This is a genomic window from Pueribacillus theae, assembly GCF_003097615.1.
Taxonomy (GTDB): Bacteria; Bacillota; Bacilli; order Bacillales; family UBA6769; genus Pueribacillus; species Pueribacillus theae.
This window is the reverse complement of record NZ_QCZG01000002.1, coordinates 109,647-128,937: the sequence shown is the minus strand read 5'-3', so window position 1 is coordinate 128,937 and position 19,291 is coordinate 109,647. Positions and strand designations below refer to the sequence as shown.

Annotated in this window: 24 protein-coding genes and 1 tRNA gene; 17 read left to right on the top strand and 8 right to left on the bottom strand. The window is 39.8% G+C overall.

The window, feature by feature from the left end:
- The 4 genes from spoVAD to DCC39_RS02060 are packed head-to-tail and all read left to right on the top strand — an operon-like array spanning position 1 to position 2,458.
- Positions 1-1,017 (top strand): stage V sporulation protein AD, encoded by a 1,017-nt coding sequence (spoVAD, locus tag DCC39_RS02075; RefSeq protein WP_116553217.1) that lies wholly within the window; start codon positions 1-3, stop codon positions 1,015-1,017.
- Complete coding sequence (gene spoVAE, locus DCC39_RS02070; protein ID WP_116553216.1) at positions 1,014-1,364, top strand: stage V sporulation protein AE; 351 nt, start codon at positions 1,014-1,016, stop codon at positions 1,362-1,364. Before spoVAD ends, spoVAE begins: the two co-directional genes overlap by 4 nt.
- A gap of 11 nt (positions 1,365-1,375) precedes the next feature.
- Positions 1,376-1,582, top strand: a complete 207-nt coding sequence (locus tag DCC39_RS02065; RefSeq protein ID WP_116553215.1) for a DUF1657 domain-containing protein — start codon at positions 1,376-1,378, stop codon at positions 1,580-1,582.
- 18 nt (positions 1,583-1,600) lie between these two features.
- Positions 1,601-2,458 (top strand): DUF421 domain-containing protein, encoded by an 858-nt coding sequence (locus DCC39_RS02060; protein ID WP_116553214.1) that lies wholly within the window; start codon positions 1,601-1,603, stop codon positions 2,456-2,458.
- A 2-nt stretch (positions 2,459-2,460) separates the two neighbouring features.
- On the opposite strand, the gene mntR is transcribed toward DCC39_RS02060, so the two are convergent.
- On the bottom strand, positions 2,461-2,889 hold the full coding sequence (gene mntR, locus DCC39_RS02055) for a transcriptional regulator MntR (protein WP_116553213.1): 429 nt from the start codon (positions 2,887-2,889) through the stop codon (positions 2,461-2,463).
- A 129-nt stretch (positions 2,890-3,018) separates the two neighbouring features.
- On the opposite strand from mntR, the gene DCC39_RS02050 reads away from it, so the two are divergent.
- Entirely contained in the window at positions 3,019-4,293 is a 1,275-nt protein-coding gene (locus DCC39_RS02050; protein WP_116553212.1) for an MFS transporter, read from the top strand.
- Positions 4,294-4,317: 24 nt separating this feature from the next.
- Here DCC39_RS02050 and DCC39_RS19560 read toward each other — a convergent pair whose 3' ends face one another.
- Positions 4,318-4,440 (bottom strand): hypothetical protein, encoded by a 123-nt coding sequence (locus DCC39_RS19560; RefSeq protein ID WP_276309871.1) that lies wholly within the window; start codon positions 4,438-4,440, stop codon positions 4,318-4,320.
- Between the two features lie 83 nt (positions 4,441-4,523).
- Here DCC39_RS19560 and hyi point away from each other — a divergent pair, with 83 nt between their 5' ends.
- Both hyi and DCC39_RS02040 read left to right on the top strand, forming a co-directional pair.
- Positions 4,524-5,312, top strand: coding sequence for a hydroxypyruvate isomerase (gene hyi / locus DCC39_RS02045; RefSeq protein WP_116553211.1), 789 nt, complete (start codon positions 4,524-4,526; stop codon positions 5,310-5,312).
- Between the two features lie 4 nt (positions 5,313-5,316).
- Positions 5,317-6,204: an NAD(P)-dependent oxidoreductase gene (locus DCC39_RS02040; RefSeq protein WP_116553210.1), complete on the top strand. Its 888-nt coding sequence runs from the start codon at positions 5,317-5,319 to the stop codon at positions 6,202-6,204.
- Between the two features lie 36 nt (positions 6,205-6,240).
- Here DCC39_RS02040 and DCC39_RS02035 read toward each other — a convergent pair whose 3' ends face one another.
- Positions 6,241-7,047, bottom strand: coding sequence for a hypothetical protein (locus DCC39_RS02035; protein WP_116553209.1), 807 nt, complete (start codon positions 7,045-7,047; stop codon positions 6,241-6,243).
- Positions 7,048-7,213: 166 nt separating this feature from the next.
- On the opposite strand from DCC39_RS02035, the gene DCC39_RS02030 reads away from it, so the two are divergent.
- The 8 genes from DCC39_RS02030 (at position 7,214) to DCC39_RS01995 (ending at position 13,877) form a co-directional block, all read left to right on the top strand.
- The gene (locus tag DCC39_RS02030; RefSeq protein WP_116553208.1) at positions 7,214-7,660 is read left to right on the top strand and encodes a MerR family transcriptional regulator; all 447 of its coding nucleotides are present in this window, start codon (positions 7,214-7,216) and stop codon (positions 7,658-7,660) included.
- A 97-nt stretch (positions 7,661-7,757) separates the two neighbouring features.
- Positions 7,758-9,074, top strand: coding sequence for a hemolysin family protein (locus DCC39_RS02025; RefSeq protein WP_116553207.1), 1,317 nt, complete (start codon positions 7,758-7,760; stop codon positions 9,072-9,074).
- Positions 9,075-9,170: 96 nt separating this feature from the next.
- Complete coding sequence (locus DCC39_RS02020) at positions 9,171-9,506, top strand: L,D-transpeptidase (RefSeq protein ID WP_116553206.1); 336 nt, start codon at positions 9,171-9,173, stop codon at positions 9,504-9,506.
- Between the two features lie 98 nt (positions 9,507-9,604).
- A complete protein-coding gene (locus tag DCC39_RS02015) occupies positions 9,605-10,456 on the top strand; it encodes a dimethylarginine dimethylaminohydrolase family protein (RefSeq protein ID WP_116553205.1) in 852 nt (283 codons plus the stop codon).
- 98 nt (positions 10,457-10,554) lie between these two features.
- Positions 10,555-11,295 carry an alpha/beta hydrolase gene (locus tag DCC39_RS02010; RefSeq protein ID WP_116553204.1) on the top strand — a complete coding sequence of 247 codons (741 nt, stop codon included), beginning with the start codon at positions 10,555-10,557 and terminating at the stop codon, positions 11,293-11,295.
- 92 nt (positions 11,296-11,387) lie between these two features.
- Entirely contained in the window at positions 11,388-12,143 is a 756-nt protein-coding gene (locus DCC39_RS02005) for an SDR family NAD(P)-dependent oxidoreductase (RefSeq protein ID WP_116553203.1), read from the top strand.
- A 170-nt stretch (positions 12,144-12,313) separates the two neighbouring features.
- Positions 12,314-13,324, top strand: coding sequence for a DUF3231 family protein (locus tag DCC39_RS02000; protein ID WP_116553202.1), 1,011 nt, complete (start codon positions 12,314-12,316; stop codon positions 13,322-13,324).
- Positions 13,325-13,478: 154 nt separating this feature from the next.
- The gene (locus DCC39_RS01995; RefSeq protein WP_116553201.1) at positions 13,479-13,877 is read left to right on the top strand and encodes a hypothetical protein; all 399 of its coding nucleotides are present in this window, start codon (positions 13,479-13,481) and stop codon (positions 13,875-13,877) included.
- A gap of 196 nt (positions 13,878-14,073) precedes the next feature.
- Here DCC39_RS01995 and DCC39_RS01990 read toward each other — a convergent pair whose 3' ends face one another.
- Positions 14,074-14,589: a hypothetical protein gene (locus DCC39_RS01990; protein WP_116553200.1), complete on the bottom strand. Its 516-nt coding sequence runs from the start codon at positions 14,587-14,589 to the stop codon at positions 14,074-14,076.
- 167 nt (positions 14,590-14,756) lie between these two features.
- On the opposite strand from DCC39_RS01990, the gene DCC39_RS01985 reads away from it, so the two are divergent.
- The gene (locus DCC39_RS01985) at positions 14,757-15,227 is read left to right on the top strand and encodes a hypothetical protein (protein ID WP_116553199.1); all 471 of its coding nucleotides are present in this window, start codon (positions 14,757-14,759) and stop codon (positions 15,225-15,227) included.
- 443 nt (positions 15,228-15,670) lie between these two features.
- Here DCC39_RS01985 and DCC39_RS01975 read toward each other — a convergent pair whose 3' ends face one another.
- The 3 genes from DCC39_RS01975 to DCC39_RS01965 form a co-directional block, all read right to left on the bottom strand.
- Positions 15,671-16,069 carry a type II toxin-antitoxin system death-on-curing family toxin gene (locus DCC39_RS01975; RefSeq protein WP_116553198.1) on the bottom strand — a complete coding sequence of 133 codons (399 nt, stop codon included), beginning with the start codon at positions 16,067-16,069 and terminating at the stop codon, positions 15,671-15,673.
- Positions 16,069-16,320 (bottom strand): AbrB/MazE/SpoVT family DNA-binding domain-containing protein, encoded by a 252-nt coding sequence (locus tag DCC39_RS01970; RefSeq protein ID WP_116553197.1) that lies wholly within the window; start codon positions 16,318-16,320, stop codon positions 16,069-16,071. The genes DCC39_RS01975 and DCC39_RS01970 overlap by 1 nt, the downstream gene beginning before the upstream one ends.
- A 477-nt stretch (positions 16,321-16,797) precedes the next feature.
- A tRNA-Val gene (locus tag DCC39_RS01965) sits at positions 16,798-16,870 on the bottom strand.
- Positions 16,871-17,080: 210 nt separating this feature from the next.
- On the opposite strand from DCC39_RS01965, the gene DCC39_RS01960 reads away from it, so the two are divergent.
- Positions 17,081-17,725: a hypothetical protein gene (locus DCC39_RS01960; RefSeq protein ID WP_116553196.1), complete on the top strand. Its 645-nt coding sequence runs from the start codon at positions 17,081-17,083 to the stop codon at positions 17,723-17,725.
- Between the two features lie 250 nt (positions 17,726-17,975).
- On the opposite strand, the gene DCC39_RS01955 is transcribed toward DCC39_RS01960, so the two are convergent.
- On the bottom strand, positions 17,976-19,169 hold the full coding sequence (locus DCC39_RS01955; RefSeq protein ID WP_116553195.1) for an aminotransferase-like domain-containing protein: 1,194 nt from the start codon (positions 19,167-19,169) through the stop codon (positions 17,976-17,978).
- Between the last annotated feature and the right edge of the window lie 122 nt (positions 19,170-19,291).

Genomic DNA, 19,291 nt, shown 5'->3' with positions numbered 1-19,291 from the left:
ATGCTACAGGGACACAGGACTTGGAAATTTGAAAATAAACCTGTCATCAAATCAAGTGCAACAGTTGGCGGTCCATTTGAAGCAAGAGGAAAGATAGCTGATGATTTTGATGTGTTGCATGAGGATCTTTGGATGGGTCAGGATTCTTATGAAAAGGCTGAAAACGTCCTTTTGGAAGAAGCGTTCTTGCGAACAACAGAGAAAGCGGGGATTACAAAAGACAAAGTTCAGTTTATGTTAGCAGGAAATCTTATTAATCAGCTCACTCCTGTTAATTTTGCGGCGAGAACGATAGGAGCTCCCTACCTTGGCTTGTTCGGGGCTTGTTCCACATCGATGGAAGGGCTGGCGCTTTCAGCGCTTATCGTTAACAGCGGTGCGGGAAACCATGTGTTGACAGGGGCTGTAAGCCATAATGCCTCGGCGGAAAGGCAATTCAGGTACCCGACGGAATATGGTGCACAGAAGCCGCCGACTGCCCAATGGACGGTTACAGGTGCCGGGGCAGCGTTGATTACATCTGAAGGAGAGGGGCCTTGCATCACTTCGGCTACCATTGGGAAAGTGGTTGATATGGGCTTGTCCGACCCGCTTAATATGGGCGGGGCGATGGCGCCGGCGGCAGTCGATACGATTGAAGCTCATTTAAAGGATACAGGCATGGATATTAATGAATACGACTTCATTGTAACGGGTGATCTTGGAAAAATCGGGCGGGACGTATCATTGGACTTATTTCATAAACATCACATTGACATTGATGAATCTAAATACTTAGATTGTGGATTAATGATTTATGAAAAAGACCAGCAAGTTTTCGCTGGCGGAAGCGGGACGGGTTGTTCGGCAGTTGTGGTTTACGGCCATTTGTTAAACAGGATGAAAAAGGGGGAATTTAACAAAATTCTTGCAGTTGCTACCGGTGCGTTGTTATCGCCGCTTTCTTACCAACAAAAGGAGACAATCCCTTGTATTGCCCATGCAGTGGCAATTGAATATGGAGGTGGCTTATCATGATCTTTTTTTGGGCTTTTCTCATCGGTGGACTTATTTGCGTAATCGGGCAAATTATGTTTGACGTTTTCAAACTTTCTCCAGGCCATACATTGAGTACTTTTGTTGTCATTGGCGCCGTTCTTAGTGGTTTCGGCTTGTATGATCGGTTAATTGATTTTGCAGGAGCCGGAGCTACAGTGCCGATCATGAGTTTTGGCAATTCCCTTGTTAACGGCGCAATGCAAGAAGCTGAAAAACATGGGTTAATTGGCGTTGTAACAGGGATGTTCGAAGTAACGAGCGCAGGAATCTCCGCCGCCATTATCTTTGGCTTTCTTGGCGCTCTGTTGTTTAAACCAAAAGGATAGGAGGAAAGCGAATGACGGTAGCTTCAGGAGTAAAACAATGTTTAGCCAGTATGAAAAATGTCCAGGCCACCCTCTCAACACTCGCCGTGCAATCCACGAACGGGGAGACGCAAAGAGAACTTCATGAAGCGATGATGAGCTGTGAAAGCGTGATCGACGATTTAAAAAAAAGGATAAGCGAGCTGGAAATGGAGGAGCCGCAATACAAAGGTTTTTAAAGAAAGGGAGGGTTGCCCATGCCTGCATGGTTGGAAATTGCATTACGTTCTTTTGTTATTTTAATCGGGATTTTTTTTATCATTAAATTTCTAGGGAAAAAACAAATATCCGAGATGTCTTTCTTTGAATATGTGATCGGGATTACGATCGGAGCGATCGCTGGCACGCTTTCTATCGATCGTGGAATTCCATTCGTTTATGGAGCAATAAGTATTTTGATCTGGATAGCCATACCTATTCTTTTCAATTTTCTTTCTTTAAAAAATAAAAAAGTACGTGATTTTATCGAAGGAAAGGCAACGATTTTTATTAAAGACGGTAAAATTTTAGAAGATAATCTAAAAAAAGAAAATTATTCCACAGATAATTTATTGAGTCAATTAAGAAAGCAGAAGGTATTCTCAGTTTCCGACGTCGAATTTGCGACGCTTGAATCAAGCGGAGAATTAAGTGTTTTGTTAAAAAAGGACAAACAACCTGTAACACCAAAAGATTTAAACATTTCTACAGCGGTTGTCAAAGAGCCGCAGACCGTCATTATGGACGGGGAAATTATGGATGAAGCGTTAAAAAATCGGGGACTCAACAGACAATGGCTGAAAACAGAGCTTGAAAAAATCGGTGTTGCGATTGAAAACGTCTTTCTTGGGCAAGTTGATACGATGGGGCAGCTAACGGTAGATTTGTTTGATGATAAAATTACGGTTCCTGAACCCGTACAGATCCCTTTATTGCTTGCCACAATTAAAAAATGCCAAGCAGATCTTGAGCTTTTTGCACTTGCAACAGACTCAAAAACTGCCAAGCAAATGTATAGTGGAAATGCAAAAAAAATCGAAAAGCTCCTAGAAAAAGTTACTCCGTTGCTGCAATAAGATTACGCTTCCTGCTCTTCATTTTTTAGCTGAATCGCTTTTAAGTCTTTCATGCGATTTTCATCTTCTTTGAAATATTCAACGAGGTCGCTTATACGATCGACGGTTTCCAAGCTTAGGTGATGCTCAATTCCTTCTACTTCTTCGTAAATTTTGCTTTCTTCCACTCCGATAATGCGCAGCAGCTCTTCCAGCAAATCATGCCGGTAAACAAAATGTTTCCCGGTTTTTTTGCCTTTCGGCGTCAACACTAACCCTCTGTATTTTTCGTAGATCAAATATTTTTTTTTATCTAATTTTTGTACCATTTTCGTGACAGAGGAAGGATGGACTCCAAGTATTTCCGCAATATCAGAAACTCTTGCGTAACCTTTATCTTCAATTAATAAATAAATTTGCTCAATATAATCTTCCATGCTCGGTGTAGGCATAAAATTCCCTCCAACTATACTTTCAATACCTATTATAGCAAAAGCGTGAAAGTTATTGCAGTAAATATAGAGAAGATGTAGAATGTTACTTAGCATACTTGCGTGATACAACTAGAAAGAAGGGGAGAAATGGGGAAAAAGAGAGAATTTTATTACGGATGGATAATTGTTTATGCTGCAACATTCATTACTTTTTTAACGGTTGGCATGAGAATGAGCATCGGGCCGTTTTTCCTGCCAATGCTGGAAGATTTCGCAATAAGCCGCACAGGTTTATCTGCTATTATCGCGACAGGCATGTTTCTATACGGAATAGGAATGCCTCTTGCAGGCTATTTGGAAAAGAGATGGGGGACAAAATTCGTTTTAATCTCCGGAGCCATTATTGTTTTTTTGTCAAGCCTTTGGGCAAAGTTCTCCTCTTCGCCATTTGAGCTGTTGATGTCTTTCGGTATATTTTTATCACTTGGGCTTGCGTTTACGAGCCAAATTGCCTTTACTCCAATCATTTCGCGTTGGTTTATTAAACGGAAAGGCCAGGCGCTGTTTTATCTATCGACGGGGTCAATGGCTGGAATTGCCGGAATGAATCCGGTTGTTACATTTTTAATCCGTTCTTTCGGATGGCATCAAGCGATTCTTATTTTTGCAATTGTTTTTCTTCTAATCGTTGTACCTACAGCCCTGTTCATTATTCGGGAAGATGTGCCTGAAGGGGCGGATGTAGGACCTGACGCAACCGGAGCGAAGCCAAAAGTGAAACCGCAGGACCCTCATCCGGATTTAACATTAAGGGAAGCGTTTAAAACGTTGCCTTTCTGGCAAATTGCAATCGGGCTATTTGCATGCGGTTATGGAATGAACCTGCTTGGAACGCATGGAATTCCGATGCTCGTTGATCACGGGTTTACCGAAGTGACGGCATCGCTGGCTATTGGCGCAATCGGGTTGGCGGCCATTCCCGGTACACTTATTATGGGATATTTTGCTGATCGTGTGCCGCGGAAAAATTTGCTCGCGCTTATTTATTTTGTGAGGGGCCTTGCATTTATTTTCTTAGTGATGGTAACTGTGGTGTTCCAGCTTTACATTGTTGCCATGATATCCGGAGTAGTATGGGCAGGGAATATGGCCCTTTCTTCTGCGATTATGTCTGACATATACGGCGTACGCCTCGTAGGCATTATGTTTGGGTGGGCTTATTTCTCACACCAAGTTGCGGCTACGTTTAGTTCGTTATTAGGTGGCTGGGCTTTCGAAACATTCCATACCCACTGGATTTCATTTGGCAGCGCTGCAGTTGTTCTCTTCATGGCCGGCTTCGTGTCATTGAGGCTGCCAACTGCGCTAAAGAGAAAAAAGCAAACGAAGACAAACATTTCGACAGAAGTCCCTTCACATTAAAATCAGCGAAAAAATCCAGCCATTTTATTTGGCTGGATTTTTAGCTAATGACCACTCTTTGCTTGCTAATTCTCTTCTTTCATCAGGAACGAGAACTTTTTGCCTTGTTTTTCGATCCAATAGTATAATGATAACATTACTTGCCAACGTTAGGACAGCCAGCCCGCTTATACATAATATAACAAATGTTGCGGCAACGAATGATTCGAATTACAAGGAGAGGGATAGACATGTACCAATTTGCGGCAAATTTAACAACATTATTTACTGAAGTTCCTTTCTTGGAACGGTTCAAAAAAGCGAAGGATTCGGGATTCACACATGTTGAATTTCAATTTCCTTATGCTTTTTCGCCTGAGCAAATAAAACAAAAATTGCACGAATATGAGCTGAAAACGGTTCTGTTTAATTTGCCTCCGGGAAATTGGGAACAGGGAGACAGAGGGATCGCGATTCTTCCTAGCCGCCGAGAAGAATTTGAGGAATCTGTTGAACAGGCGATTCGATATGCGCGGGAGCTAAAGTGCAACAAGCTTCATTGCATGGCAGGCATTTTACCGGAAGGCACAAAGAAGGAAGTGGCTTTATCCGCTTACAAAGATAATTTGCGTTTTGCAGCAGAACAGCTGCATAAACATGGCTTAACATTGGTCATTGAACCGATCAATACGTTCGACATGCCAGGCTATTTACTTTCAAATTTAGGACAGGCTGTTGAAATGATTCATGAACTAAAGATGCCAAATCTTAAGCTTCAATTTGATTTTTATCATATTCAACGCATGCAGGGAGAGCTATTGAATTCCTTTAAGCAACATAAAGGCAGCATCGCCCATATTCAAATTGCCGACAACCCTGGCCGCCATGAACCCGGAACTGGGGAAATCCATTATGAAAATGTATTTACATTTTTGGAGAAAGAAGGCTACGAAGGCTTCGTCGGCTTGGAGTACAATCCTTCGGGAAACAGTGAAAAAAGCCTTGCTTGGTTGGAAAAATTGAAGAAGGATAGGATGTGATGTGATGAAGATAGGTTTTATAGGGCTTGGCGTCATGGGTTCAAGAATGACAAAAAGACTGCTTGCAGCTGGATTCTCCGTCATCGTTTATAACCGGACGAAAGAAAAAATGAAGGAATTTGTGAAACTTGGCGCAGAAGCGGCTGAAAGCATTTCTGAACTCTCTGAAAAAGCGAATGTCATTTGTACATGCCTTTCCATGCCGAGTGATGTCAATGAAGTATATGAAGAAGTGATTCAGCATGCGAAGCCTGAAACGATTTGCCTTGATTTTACAACAGTCGGTATGGACACAAGCCAAACGATGGGAGAAAAGGCAAAGAAAAAAGGAATGATCTTTCTAGATGCCCCAATCAGCGGAGGCCCGGAAGGAGCGGAAGAAGGGACGCTCACGATCATGGTCGGCGGTGACGAGCCATCCTATGAAAAAGTTTTTCCAGTCTTAAACGCTTTGGGTGGAAATATCCAACATCTCGGACAGAGTGGAATGGGAAGCGTCGCGAAGCTAATGAACCAATATTTGGTCGCGGTCCATTCGCTTGCCGCTTCAGAAGCAATGGTTGTCGGAACTGCTCTCGGACTTAAATCCGATCAGTTGTACAATATTTTAAAAACAAGCTACGGCGACAGCCGGATGCTGCGGCGACATATGGAACATTATGTGCTCGACAGGCAGTTTGAACCTGGCGGTGCCGTGAAATATGTCCATAAAGACGTGAAGCTCGCCAATCAATTAATGAACCAAGCGGGACTCAAAGTGTTTACAGGCAACATGGCGCAGGATGCATTCAACACCGCCATTCATGAAGGGCTGGCCGATGAAGACATGTCAGCCGTCATTAAGCCGTTGGAAAAACAAGCTGGAGCAGTTGTTGCGCGGAACAAAGCTTAAGTAAGAAGCAAAAAAAGCGGGGGACGTATCCCTCGCTTACATTGCGGCATGCCCTCTTAACTGATTTTCCCTCTCTTTGATTAATTGGCGCACCTCTTTATTAAATTCTGCTTTCTTCCGTTCAATTTGTTCTTTTTCCGGCAGAATTATAATGGAGTACTCAAATTCGTATTGTGTCAAACGCGAATCAAGCAAATATTGATTCATATTCATCCCGCGTATAAAATTTTTGCTTTCCCGCGACAGATGCTTTCGTATTTTCCGGTCGCTTAGCTTTTCGAGGAAATCGTGCATCACTTTAATGTTTTCATCTAAATAATGCCCCTGCTTGAATTGCATCAAATCAAGCTTGGCCAGAACAGACAGTGTATAGTCGACATCTTTTTTATTAAATACATTTTTTACCGTAATGCTCTCTGTATAAAATGCTTCAAATTCGTCATACAGCCGGTTAAATTCGGTTTGCATGTCAATCAGCTTCTCAAATAATTGAATCCCTTTGAGTAACGTTTCATCTTTGGGAACAGATGACGTTTCAACCGCTTCAATAATATCTTCATAAAACTTTGGCGTAAGCTTTCTCCTTGGGCCCATGACTGTAAAAATATTTGATACCGCAGATGCAAATTGCGTTAACGGATATAACGCCTTCTTATAATCGCTTTTCGGTCCCCCGTCAAGTGAGATAACAGCAATCCCTTTTAGATTCTCCGGGTTTCTTCCGTGGTAATCAACGAGGTGATACGCCCTTTCGTTTAAAATGTAAGCGAAAGGACTGATCGTATATTTCTCAGGCCATTTTCTAAATTTGGCTGCTTCTTCTTTTAATTCCTTCGTAGTCATGAATGTCCTCCTAGCTTTTCTATCTCTTTGTTAATGATAACTTATAATGGAAGCAATCGTCATCTTAGCGATGCCATATCGGCTGCTGTATGTGTACTCGGAGTGAATCGTTGCACTTTTAGTGTAACGTTGACTGTACACTTCTCTTATTGTAAATTTAAATTAAATTTTAACGGAATGGGGTGTATGCGTTGGGAAGTTTTATAGAATTGGGGAGCTAGCCGATAAGGCAAATGTTTCTAAGCGGACTATCGATTATTACACCCGGATTGGCTTATTGAAGCCCATACGTTCCCATTCGAATTACCGTTTTTACGAAGAAGATTCCATCCGGATTTTAAAACTGGTGGAACATTATCAAAAACTGAATATGCCGTTGGATGAAATAAAGAATACTATTGAGCTCCTCCAATCTAACGGCACACTCGATTGCAACGAAGTTACTAGGCATACAGAACAAATTAAAGAGGTAATGGAGTTTCTTGAATTTGAAATTAAAGAAATAAAACCTATGCTAGAAAGCTTAACTAGAAATCAACGTGAAAAGATAATGAAAAGTTTGTCCCCACAAAGCACATCGCTGCTTCATGCCTTGCTGTTATTAAAGGGATAAGGATCTAACGGACGCTGCGGCGTCATAGTGATAAAAGACAAGAAACCTTATACAGGAGGTGTATTCCTTTATTGTAGCAATACAATGAGGAGACCATTTGGAGATAGTTAATTTGGTGATGGTGGCTATTTTGATTGCATTAACCGGATTTTTTGTGGCATCTGAATTTGCAATTGTAAAAGTTCGAAGTACAAGAATTGACCAACTCGTTTTAGAAGGCAATAAACATGCGATCGCTGCCAGAAAAGTTTTATCCAATTTAGATGAATACCTTTCAGCGTGCCAATTAGGCATTACCATTACCGCCCTAGGATTAGGCTGGCTTGGGGAATCTACGGTTAAAGGCTTGCTGCAGCCTTTATTTGATTACTTTCGTTTATCTGAGTCGGTGTCGAGTCTTTTATCGTTTGTTTTAGCGTTTTCCATCGTCACATTTTTGCATGTCGTCGTTGGGGAGCTTGCTCCTAAAACATTTGCGATTCAAAAAGCGGAATCGCTGACGCTTCTATTTGCAAACCCGCTCATTTTCTTTTATAGAATCATGTACCCATTTATCAAGGTATTAAATGGCTCAGCCCGTTTTATAACGAGTCTTTTCGGTATGAAGCGAGTATCAGAACATGAAAACGCCCATTCTGAAGAAGAGCTTCGCCTTATCCTTAATGAAAGTTTTCAACACGGGCAAATCAATCAAACGGAATTCAAATATGTGAATAATATATTTGAGTTTGATAATCGCACTGCCAGGGAAATTATGATTCCACGTACGGAGATTGTTGCATTTGATAAGAATCAGACGGTACAAGAGTTTATTGATGCTGCAACGAACGAAGTCTATACGCGCTACCCCGTTATTGATGGCGATAAAGACAATATTATTGGCATGGTGAATATTAAAGATGTGTTGCTGCATTTCGCCAAGGGAAATGATTTGGAAAACACGATAGAAAAATACACCCGGCCGATTATTCAAGTCTTCGAGTCGATTGCGATCCATGATTTGTTAATAAGAATGCAAAAAGAACGCGTCCACATGGCTATATTAATGGATGAATATGGTGGAACAGAAGGATTAGTAACGATAGAAGATATACTTGAAGAAATTGTGGGAGACATTCGTGATGAATTCGATGAAGATGAAATTCCTGAAATCCATCGCATTGATGAAAACCGGACAGTGCTTGATGGGAAAGTCTTAATCGAAGAAGTGAATCATTTATTTGGCCTTCAAATCAACAATAATGATGTTGATACGTTGGGCGGATGGGTGCTAAATGAATTACAAGAGGTAAAAGAAGGGGACGAATTAACTGTCGGACAGTATAAATTTAAAGTACTGGAAGTGGAAAATTTTCATATCAAGTCTATTGAAGCCACAAAGTCTTCCACTGTTAACGATAAACTGCTTTCATGATAGGGAGCCTTAAATAATGATTTTTGTTCCCTGAAGAAGAAAGCAATATAACAAACGCCTTGGTACCCCCATAAGATAAATAATGGAGGTGATCCAATGGCAAAATGGATTGACGTCTCTACTTCTCGGCACCAATTAAAACTTTTTGACGGCAATAAACTATTAAAAAAGTATCCGATCGCAGTCGGAAAAATATTAACGCCAACACCTACAGGGACGTACAGAATTATCAATAAACAGCGCAATCCGGGAGGCCCTTTTGGGGCGCTTTGGATGGGTTTGTCAAAGCCCCATTACGGTATACACGGAACAAACAACCCGTCTTCGATTGGAAAAGATGTCTCACACGGCTGCATTCGAATGTACAACCATGATGTGCTGGAATTATCATCTCAAGTTCCAATAGGTACGAGGGTTGTGATTCATAAATGACGTAGACAAAAAGGGTTAAAAATGCAAAAAACAGGGAAAATTAAAAAACGATAGAAGAATTACGGACGTTGGAATCATTTGTAAAGCTGGAGGTTGACATGAGTCGAGAGAATGGCCTGAATCAAGCATATTGTATGGATGAATACAGCACACTGAAAAAAGTGATTTTATGTCCGGCCCATCATATGGAAATTAGAGAAGTCATCAATCATACGCAGGAGCACTTTGCCAAAGAGGACATTGACAAATCGCTTGCGGCGGAACAGCATAAACATTTTACAGATGCGTTGGAAAGCTATGGTATAGAGGTTGTACTTCTTCCAGCCGATAAGAAATTTCCTGAGCAGGTATTCACCCGTGACATCGGATTTACGCTTGGAAACACTGTATTTTTAGGCAATATGCGGAGGGAAATCAGGCAAGGCGAGGAAAAAATTTTGGAAGAGCAGCTTGCTAAGCATCATATTCCTTTTCAGTCGTTGCAAAAGGGAAGCATCGAAGGCGGGGATGTCATCATTGATCGGAACAAACTCTGGATCGGAGTCAGCACTCGAACATCGAAAGAGGCGATTGATGAACTCCAAAAACAACTCCCTCATCTTGAAGTAACGGCCGTCCCGTTTTTAGACGATTACTTGCATCTTGATTGTGTCTTTAATATTGTGTCACCAGATGAAGCGGTCATCTTCCCGAAAGCCTTAGACAAAAAGATGGTTGACGCTCTGGCCGCCCATTATGACTTAATTGAAGTAACAGAAGAAGAGCAGTTTACATTGGGGACGAATCTGTTATCAATTGGAAACCGGACCCTTTTCAGCTTGCCGATGAATAAAAACATCAACAAAAAGCTAAAAGAGCGCGGCTTCAATGTCATTGAAGTGGACATTTCCGAAATTATCAAATCTGGCGGTTCCTTTCGTTGTGTTACATTGCCATTGGTGCGCGGCTAAATGATCAAAGTCATTTAGCCGCGCTTTTAACATTTTGGCAAGAAATTATGTTACTGTAACAATAGTTGAATTTCAATGATTTGCGAGGTTAAATGACAATGAAAATTGTTGCACCTAAACCTTTTACATACAGAGGAGGAAGCCGGGCGGTCCTTTTGCTGCACGGGTTTACAGGAACTGCATTCCATGTAAGAAAGCTGGGAAAATATTTACACGAACACGGCTATACTTGCCATGCACCTGTCTATAAGGGCCATGGGGTTGATCCAAAACAGCTTCTTCAAACCGGGCCTGAAGACTGGTGGCAGAATGTAATCGATGGCTATAATTTTCTTAAAGCGGAAGGATACAGCGACATTGCCGCAGCCGGCCTTTCGATGGGTGGGGTTTTTTCTTTAAAATTAGCAGCAGAAAAGCCTGTTAAAGGTATTGTTACCATGTCAGCGCCCATTATCAAGAAAGAGGTTAGCGATTTATATAGACGAGTCGAAAGCTACGCAAAAGAATTCAAAAAGTTTCAAGGAAAAGACAATGCACAGATAACTAATGAACTGAAAGAGCTTAATGAAATGCCAACAACCTCCCTTGAAAACCTTGCGCAAACAATTAACGGCCTACGAGAGAGGCTTGATTCAGTCACCGCCCCCATTTTTGTCCTGCAAGGCTGCTTGGATGAATCTCCATATCTTGAGAGCGCTCAAATGATCTACGACAATGTGGGATCGGAGCGTAAGGAATTGAAATGGTATGAACAGTCCGGCCATGTCATTACGCTTGATAAAGAACGCGAGCAAGTGTACGAAGATATTGGTGAATTTTTAGATTCATTGGATTGGTAGTCTGTTTCCAAGTTCCAAAGGATAAATTTAGAATAGATGGGAATTTTAAAGAAGATGATTTTAAGCTTTATTTAATAATGGGAGGTAACATTATGGGAAGGTTATCAGGAAAGGTTGCAGTCATTACCGGCGGGGCTGGCGGCATAGGTAAAGTAACAGCTGAAAGATTCCTGAAAGAAGGCGCAAAAGTCATTTTAGTCGACTTAATGGAAGAACCGCTTAACAATGCCGAGAATGAACTGTCCGCTCATGGTGACATGCTCACAGTTCAAGCAGATGTTTCAAAAGAATCCGATGTAGAAAACTATGTAAAAAAAGCGGTTGACCAATTTGGAAAAATTGACGTATTTTTTAATAACGCCGGAATTGAAGGGAAAGTTGCCCCGCTTGTCGAGCAAAAAGTGGAGGACTTCGATAAAGTGATCAGCGTCAATGTACGCGGCGTATTTTTAGGATTGAAGCATGTCCTTCCAGTCATGATGAAACAAGGTCACGGCAGCGTAATTAACACTTCCTCCGTCGCAGGGTTGAGCGGCAGCCCTAACGTGTCTCCTTACATCACTTCGAAACATGCAGTCGTTGGATTAACTAAGGCTGCGGCGGTAGAAGCAGCAAGTGCAAATGTACGGGTTAATTCCATTCATCCGTCCCCGGTAAATACGAGAATGATGCGTTCATTAGAGGAAGGATTGGAAACGGATGAAGCCACCTTGGCGAAAACTATCCCTTTAGGGCGATACGGCGAATCAAACGATATTGCAAATTTAGTTCTTTTCCTTGCTTCTGATGAAAGTTCATTTATCACTGGCGTCCAATATCGGGTTGACGGCGGCATGGGAGCGTTATAAAAGGCAAAGAGAAGAAAGCCACTCATTTCATTGATTTGGGTGGCTTTTTATGTGGTCGAAAACTTGATCATCTGCAACGAACAGTACTTTTACATTCATAATTTACTATTCAATGGCAAATAACTAAACTAGTTGGAGATTGTGCAATAGACATAAGGAGGTTTAACTTTATGGAGGAAAACAAACAAATAAGGCTAACAGCAACAGAACTGGCTTCACTCTGGTTCCAATATTTAAACGATAGTGCAAGAATTTGTATGTTATCTTATTTTTTGGAAAAAGCAGAAGACGCCGAAATCAAACCGATGATTGAGCATGCTTTACAATTGTCAAAAATACATTTGGAAACTTTAACCACGATATTTACAAAAGAAAATCGCCAAATTCCATATGGGTTTAAAATCGAGGAAGATGTAGATTTAACTGCTCCTAGACTTTATTCCGACGGATACGTTTTACACTTTTTGCATCAAATGGCATCCATTGGACTTAACCTTTTTTCCGCAGGTGTAGCGGCATCTGTAAGAACTGACATTACAGATTTTTATATGGAATGTTTAACGAAAACGATGCAGTTGTATAAGATGACAAAAGACTTGTTATTATCTAAAGGGATGTATATCAGGTCCCCTTATTTTCCAAATTCGCAGCAAGCTGGCTATGTAGAAAAGCAAGGATTCGTTTGGGATGTATTTGGTGAAAAGAGACCATTATCTTCGATGGAAATTGCAAATTTACATGCCAATATACTAAGGAATGCGTTAGGGGCGGCAATCCTTACGGGATTTATTCAAGTATCTAAATCAAAAGAGGTTCGGCAATACTTTTTAAGAGGGAAAGAGATTGCGAAAAAACATATTGAGCTATTTGGAAAGAAATTAAAAGAAAATGATTTGCCTGTCCCAATGACATGGGAATCCGAAGTAACAGAGAGTACAGCTAATACATTTTCCGATAAACTGATGATGTTTTTTACAAACGGATTAATCTCGTTAAGCATTGGTTATTACGGTATAAGTGTATCACAAAGTCCAAGAGTTGATTTGGGCGTCATGTACAATAGGCTATCTGCAGAAATTCAATTATACTCGGAAGATGGAGCAAATCTCATGATAAAAAATAAATGGCTGGAACAGCCTCCAATGGCTTATGACCGGGATAAATTGTCAAAGAATAAATAGAGGGATAGCAGCTAAGAACAAGCCATAACCGTTTCAGTATGTGGTTTTCCAACATCCTGAGACGGTTTTTCAATATCATCCGTAAAAGCAATGAACAAAAATGTCATAATATAAGGTATAATAGAAACTATTAACGATAGGGAGGTGATGAATAATGGAATATCAACCGTTTATTGATGCGATGAAGCTCGCATTGGAAGAAAATAATAGAAAATTAATTAAAGAGATGCGGGCAGAGTTCGGACAATTCAAGGAAGAAATTCGCTCTGACATGCAGGAATTCAAGGAAGAAATGCGTTCTGACATGCAGGAATTCAAGGAAGAAATGCGAACTGACATGAAAGAATTCAAAGCAGAGATCCGTTCAGATTTACAGGAATTGAAAAATGAACTTCATCAACGTATGGATGTATTGGATACCAACATGGACCAGCGCTTTATGAATTTTGGTGGTTCACTCACTAAAACCGAAGAAAATTACGATTATTTGGAAGCGAAGTTTGTTGAGCATGATAAAGAAATTTATCAGTTGCAGAAAAAAGTTGGAATGTAGCTCGAAATATATAGAACTCCATGAAATGTCTCCCAGTATCCCTCAGAACGTTAACGTTAACCCATTTATTTGATTTTCTAATCCATTCCCCTGACTTTTGCAAATCCGCTTTCAAAAAGAAAATAAAGGAAATTACAAATAGCAAGAATGAGAAAAGCAGCGGATTTTCAAAAAGATGAACCGCTGCTTTTTTATCTTATATTTTGCTCAATTCTCTCAACGTCTCCATAACTGAGTCAAGAAAGTCGGGTAATTCCCCCATATTCTTTTCACCAAGTTTCGGCTTGAATTTCACTTCGAGGGTGTTCAAGTATCGCGAAGGGTCACCTCTATAATTAAAGCTTAGCGTTTGTGTTAATTCGATATCATTCTCCCAAATGGCGTATAATGCCTGTTCAATTCTTTCACACTGTTCGGTTACATGGTGAACATGTTTGCTAAATCGTAATAATAGGGAACAACCCGGCTGTTTTCCAGGCACAGCTAAAATCTCTCTTGCTAACTCTTCCAAGGAAGCTGCTAATATAATTTCCGCCGTCACTTCAGGTTGATCAACGAGCGAGAATTGAATGGATAAACTTCTGGAAAGAATGGCAAAATCCATTTGATCTTTTCTGTTTAGAATCGTAATTTTACGATCGATATTATCAAGATCATAGATTTGATTTTCAAAAGCAACTTTTAAATTTTCAAAAATGGTTGGGTCGTACATGGTAAAGCCTCCTGTAACGAATTCAGAAGAAACAATAAAAAGAACTTATTTTAGGTTATCAGATTAGTATTGTCGAGTTGTTAGGGCCTATTTGATTTCCAAAAGCCGTGGAAGAATGTTAATTTATGTAATAGTTGATAAAAGTATAGGACGGGATGTAACTGTATATGGAAAAGATTAATGCATTAATAAACAAAAACCTTAAATATTTTGATTTCCCCAAATTAGGTTTTGAGGAATTAACTATTGATCATGATATGAATAAATTTCAATCTCAAAAAGCCAAAATAGAAAATAATGTTCCATGTGAATTAGGAATGTATATTTATACAAACGCTTCAGATAATAAGGTCTTGTACGTTGGTGAAGGGAATTTGCAAAAAAGATTAATAAGGCACTTGCAAAAAATTAGAATTAACCATTCACAAGAAAGTTCAAGATATTATTTCTTTTTTGCTTTGCAAATAAAAATGAGAGTCCTATTTATCAAAGCGTCGAAAATTGGATTCGACAAAAAAAGGTTACAAAACTTAGAATGTGCATATAAGCTACTTCTAAACCCTATTTATGATCAAATGGTGATGAAAAATGAATTATATCAAGGCATCAAATTAGATTTAGATAAATGGGATAATTGAATACCGATAAATGATGTGCAGTATAGTTATTTTCTGTATGATTGAATTAACAGACAGATTACCTAAGCGTTGTTTAATAAAAAGAAGAAATTTATTTTTAAGGAGAGGTTTTTTGAAACAGAAAGCTAAGGTATTTATTTTCTTGGGTATGCTTTTTTTGGTTGTAGGCTGCTCATCAAATAAAACATGTTCCTGATTTTGTTCAAGTAAGTGATCTTGAAAATATGAACTGGGAAAAAAAGCGGTAGAATTTGGCGATAGAGGAATTATCGGAAATGAAAATAAATCAGGTGTTATTGGTGCTGATCTGCCAAGTTTAAACAATCAGAAGCGGATGTGGCATCTATGGGGTATCGAAAACCCTTTAGAAACCGAACTATCAGTTGTTGGTTTTCACAGAGGAACACGAACTGTACACCAGATCTGTGCCTATAAAAATGGATCTAACTTCTTTTTGTATGACTTTCTATTATTGAAACAATTTCTTCAAATGCGTATTTATTATTAACGACATCAACCGTAAAGTCTTGTTCCTCTTCAATTCCCATCACCCAACTATAATGGTTTATTTTCAAAAATACAATTAATGAAGCGAGAGCAGTTCGTTTATTCGCATTATGGAAGGCATGGTTCTTTGCTAATGATTCAAAAAGTGCAGCTGCTTTCTCATATATACTGGGATAAGCGTCTTCTCCAAGTACTGACTGTTTTGGTCGGTTAAGGGCTGAATCAAGTAAGTTTGGATCTTTTACCCCCATTGGTTCATCTGGAGAATATAGACGAATTTGTATAGCATTAATAGCAATAACTTGGTTTGTTGTTAAATAGATAATTTCATCCATTATCTATTCACTAATCCTTTGAAAGCTTTATTATGTTCTTTAATGACATCATTTAAGATATTCATAAATTCAGGGTCAACACCCTCAGGCAGCGTAATCTGCTCTTTTTTTTGCAAAACAATCTTACCATCTTTAACTTCAATTTGGACATCATCGCCTTGCGCTAAACCAACTTGTCTAAGTAACTCATAAGGCAGAGTAACCCCAAAACTATTTCCAATCTTAGTAACCTTTCGTTCAAATTGTTTCATATGGTATCACATCCCTGTTTATAATTGTTATGACAATTATAACATAAATTCCTTAGAAATTGAAAACAGCTTTGAAAGGATTACAAATACCCAATTTTTAATTTATAACAACATGCTAATTTCGAGCTTTTTCTTCGGTGGGTATCATTAGTAATTTATGAAGTCCAGAGTTGGACTGGCTAATTTGCAATTATTGAGAATCGCTGTCCAAATTGTGGCATGGAATTAATAGAAGATGTTTGAAGGAGTAGCCAGGTGTTGGACGTCTCTCACTCACTTTTTTCCTTCCATTCATATTTTTTGTAATAGTAAGTAGGAGGAACGAAGAATACCGATAATTTTGAGCACCTTAGAAATTAAGTAATCATCGTTTTATATAATCCGCTTTTAGAAATTGGACAACAAAACAACTTACATTATAGTTATTTTAAAAATACAAAAACCGCTTATCCCTTACAGGACAAGCGGTTCTCAATATGACCCGTGCAGGGCTTGAACCTGCGACCTCTACCCTGTCAAGGTAGCGCTCTCCCAACTGAGCTAACGGATCGTAAAGCTGACAAGTATTACTATAGTAAATTCTTGCCGGCTTGTCAATTATATTTTTCTTTTATAATAAAAATCTCTCACATTTTTTTCTTACTATATGCTTTTTCAGTTTTTTTATATTTGTTATTGAAAGTGACGCAACGTCATTTTGTATAATAATTATAGTTTAAAAGAATAAAAAAGTAGCGGGTTAAGAGGAGGCGGGGAGTTGATGGATTTTATCCTTTCACTGCAATGGGAGTTATTCATAGCTGCGGAAGTGTTATCAATGGGGGCTCTTGTACTTTTTGGCATCGTACGATATTTAATGAATAGGAAAAAATTAAGCTTGCTCTTTATTGTTGCTTTCCTAGTGTTTTTAGTATTAGAAGCATTACTGGCGGTAGTAGTTTATCGGGAAACTGGGGAAATTTCAACATTCCAGATTGTCATTACGATTTTTGTCATTTATGCATGCACGTTTGGAATTTTTGATTTTATGAAGCTGGATCGCTGGATGCGGAAGAAAATTGGGGGTTGGCGAGGAGAGGAACTTCTAACAGAGAAAGATTATCGAATCATGGAAAGAAATAAAGATCCCAAATATTTGGCAAGGAAGTATCGTTGGACATCGCTTGCACATCTGGTTGTGTTTGTTGTTGTGCAATCTGTGTTTTGGATGTACGGAACGGATAGTTGGGAGGAGTTGTTAGGATACATCCGGGATCTTTCTTGGATCGAAGCGGGGACTTACGAGGAATCACCTTATCCCAACGAAACCGTCTATTCAATCGGGATGATTTGGGGATTAATCTTTATTATTGATTTCATTTGGTCTTGGTCCTATACTATTTTTCCGTCAAAGCCTAAAGTGTAGAATTCAGAAGAAGTTCTTAGGCGCAGGCACTTGTTTCCAACGTTGATTCAACTAGCGGATATCATCATGGTTAGAATATGACGTTTTTGCGATTGAGCAGGTTGCTTGCAGGAAAGACTCTTTTAAACTAAGAAACAGCCTTAATCTTTATTATTTTTGGCTACTTCGTCGGCACAGTTGCCGATAATAATGAATAGAAAGGAAAAACCTCTCGATCTACTTTCATGTGAAAGGCGAGAGGTTTTTTCTGTTACTTTGCATTGGTTAGCGTATTTGAAAAGACATCTGTCAAAATTTCCATGCCTTTTTTCAGTTTGTCAGGTGCGGAATGAGTATAGTTCAACCGCAATGTGTTCAATTCCGGTTTGTCAACATAGAACGGAGCGCCTGGAACGTAGGCAACGCCTCTCTTTACAGCTTCATCAAGAAGGGATGTCACGTTAATGGCATCCGGCATGCTTACCCAGAAGAACATGCCGCCCTTTGGGACGATATAGGAAAAGCCTGGCATATTAATGGATTCCAAGAGTTCTTTCATGATTTTCATACGGCTGCAATAGGTTTTTCGCAATGTTTTAATGTGGCTGTCGAGGTCAAAGTCGCGCAAAAGGTGGTAGAGTGCATGCTGTGACAATGAATTTGTGTGCAGGTCGGTTGCCTGCTTTGCCTGCGCCATCATCCGGATGATTTGATATGGGCCTTTTATCCAGCCTGTCCGTAAAGCAGGAACGACGGTTTTTGAAAAGGTGCTCGTATAGAGGACGTGCGTCCCTTCTGTATCCATTGCAGCAATCGGCACAAAGGTTTCGTTGTCATCAAATTTGATTTCGCCGTAAGGGTCGTCTTCAAAGATGATCACATTTCTCTTTTTCGCAATTTCGAGTAAATGTTCCCTTCGTTCATGCGACCAAGCTTTCCCTGTCGGGTTAGAGAAAGTAGGGATGACGTAAATGGCTTTAGGATTATACTTTTTAACTTTATTATCCAAGTCTTCCGGAATCATGCCTTGTTCATCAGAGAGGACGGGCTTCACGTCAACTTCGTAAGATTGAAAGACTTGCAGTGCTGCCAAATACGTAGGGTTTTCGGTTAAAACGACATCGCCAGGATCAAACATGATGCGCGTAAACAAATCAATGGCTTGTTGGGAACCTGTCGTCACAAGGATATCATCAATCGATGATTTGATTCCATTCTTAGCCATTCGTTCAGCAATCGCTTCCCGAAAAGGGGCAAGGCCTTCTGTTTCGGCGTATTGAAGCGCTTGTTTCCCGGATTGGAACGCTTTGTCAAATGCGTTTTCTACAGCCTCTAAAGGGAAAAGGCCGTCATCTGGAAGGCCGCCGGCAAATGAAATGATATTGCCTTGGTTAATAATTTTTAAAAGATCGCGGACAGCGGAAGATTTTAATTTGTGGACGCGTCGGGCAAATCCGTATTTCATAGGGTATCGACCTCACAATGGTTTAAAAATTTACGTTACCTTTTTATATAATGATAGAACTATACAAATCATTGGGCAATAGAAATGTTAGATAAAGGCTTAAAATTAAGTTATAATGGGTA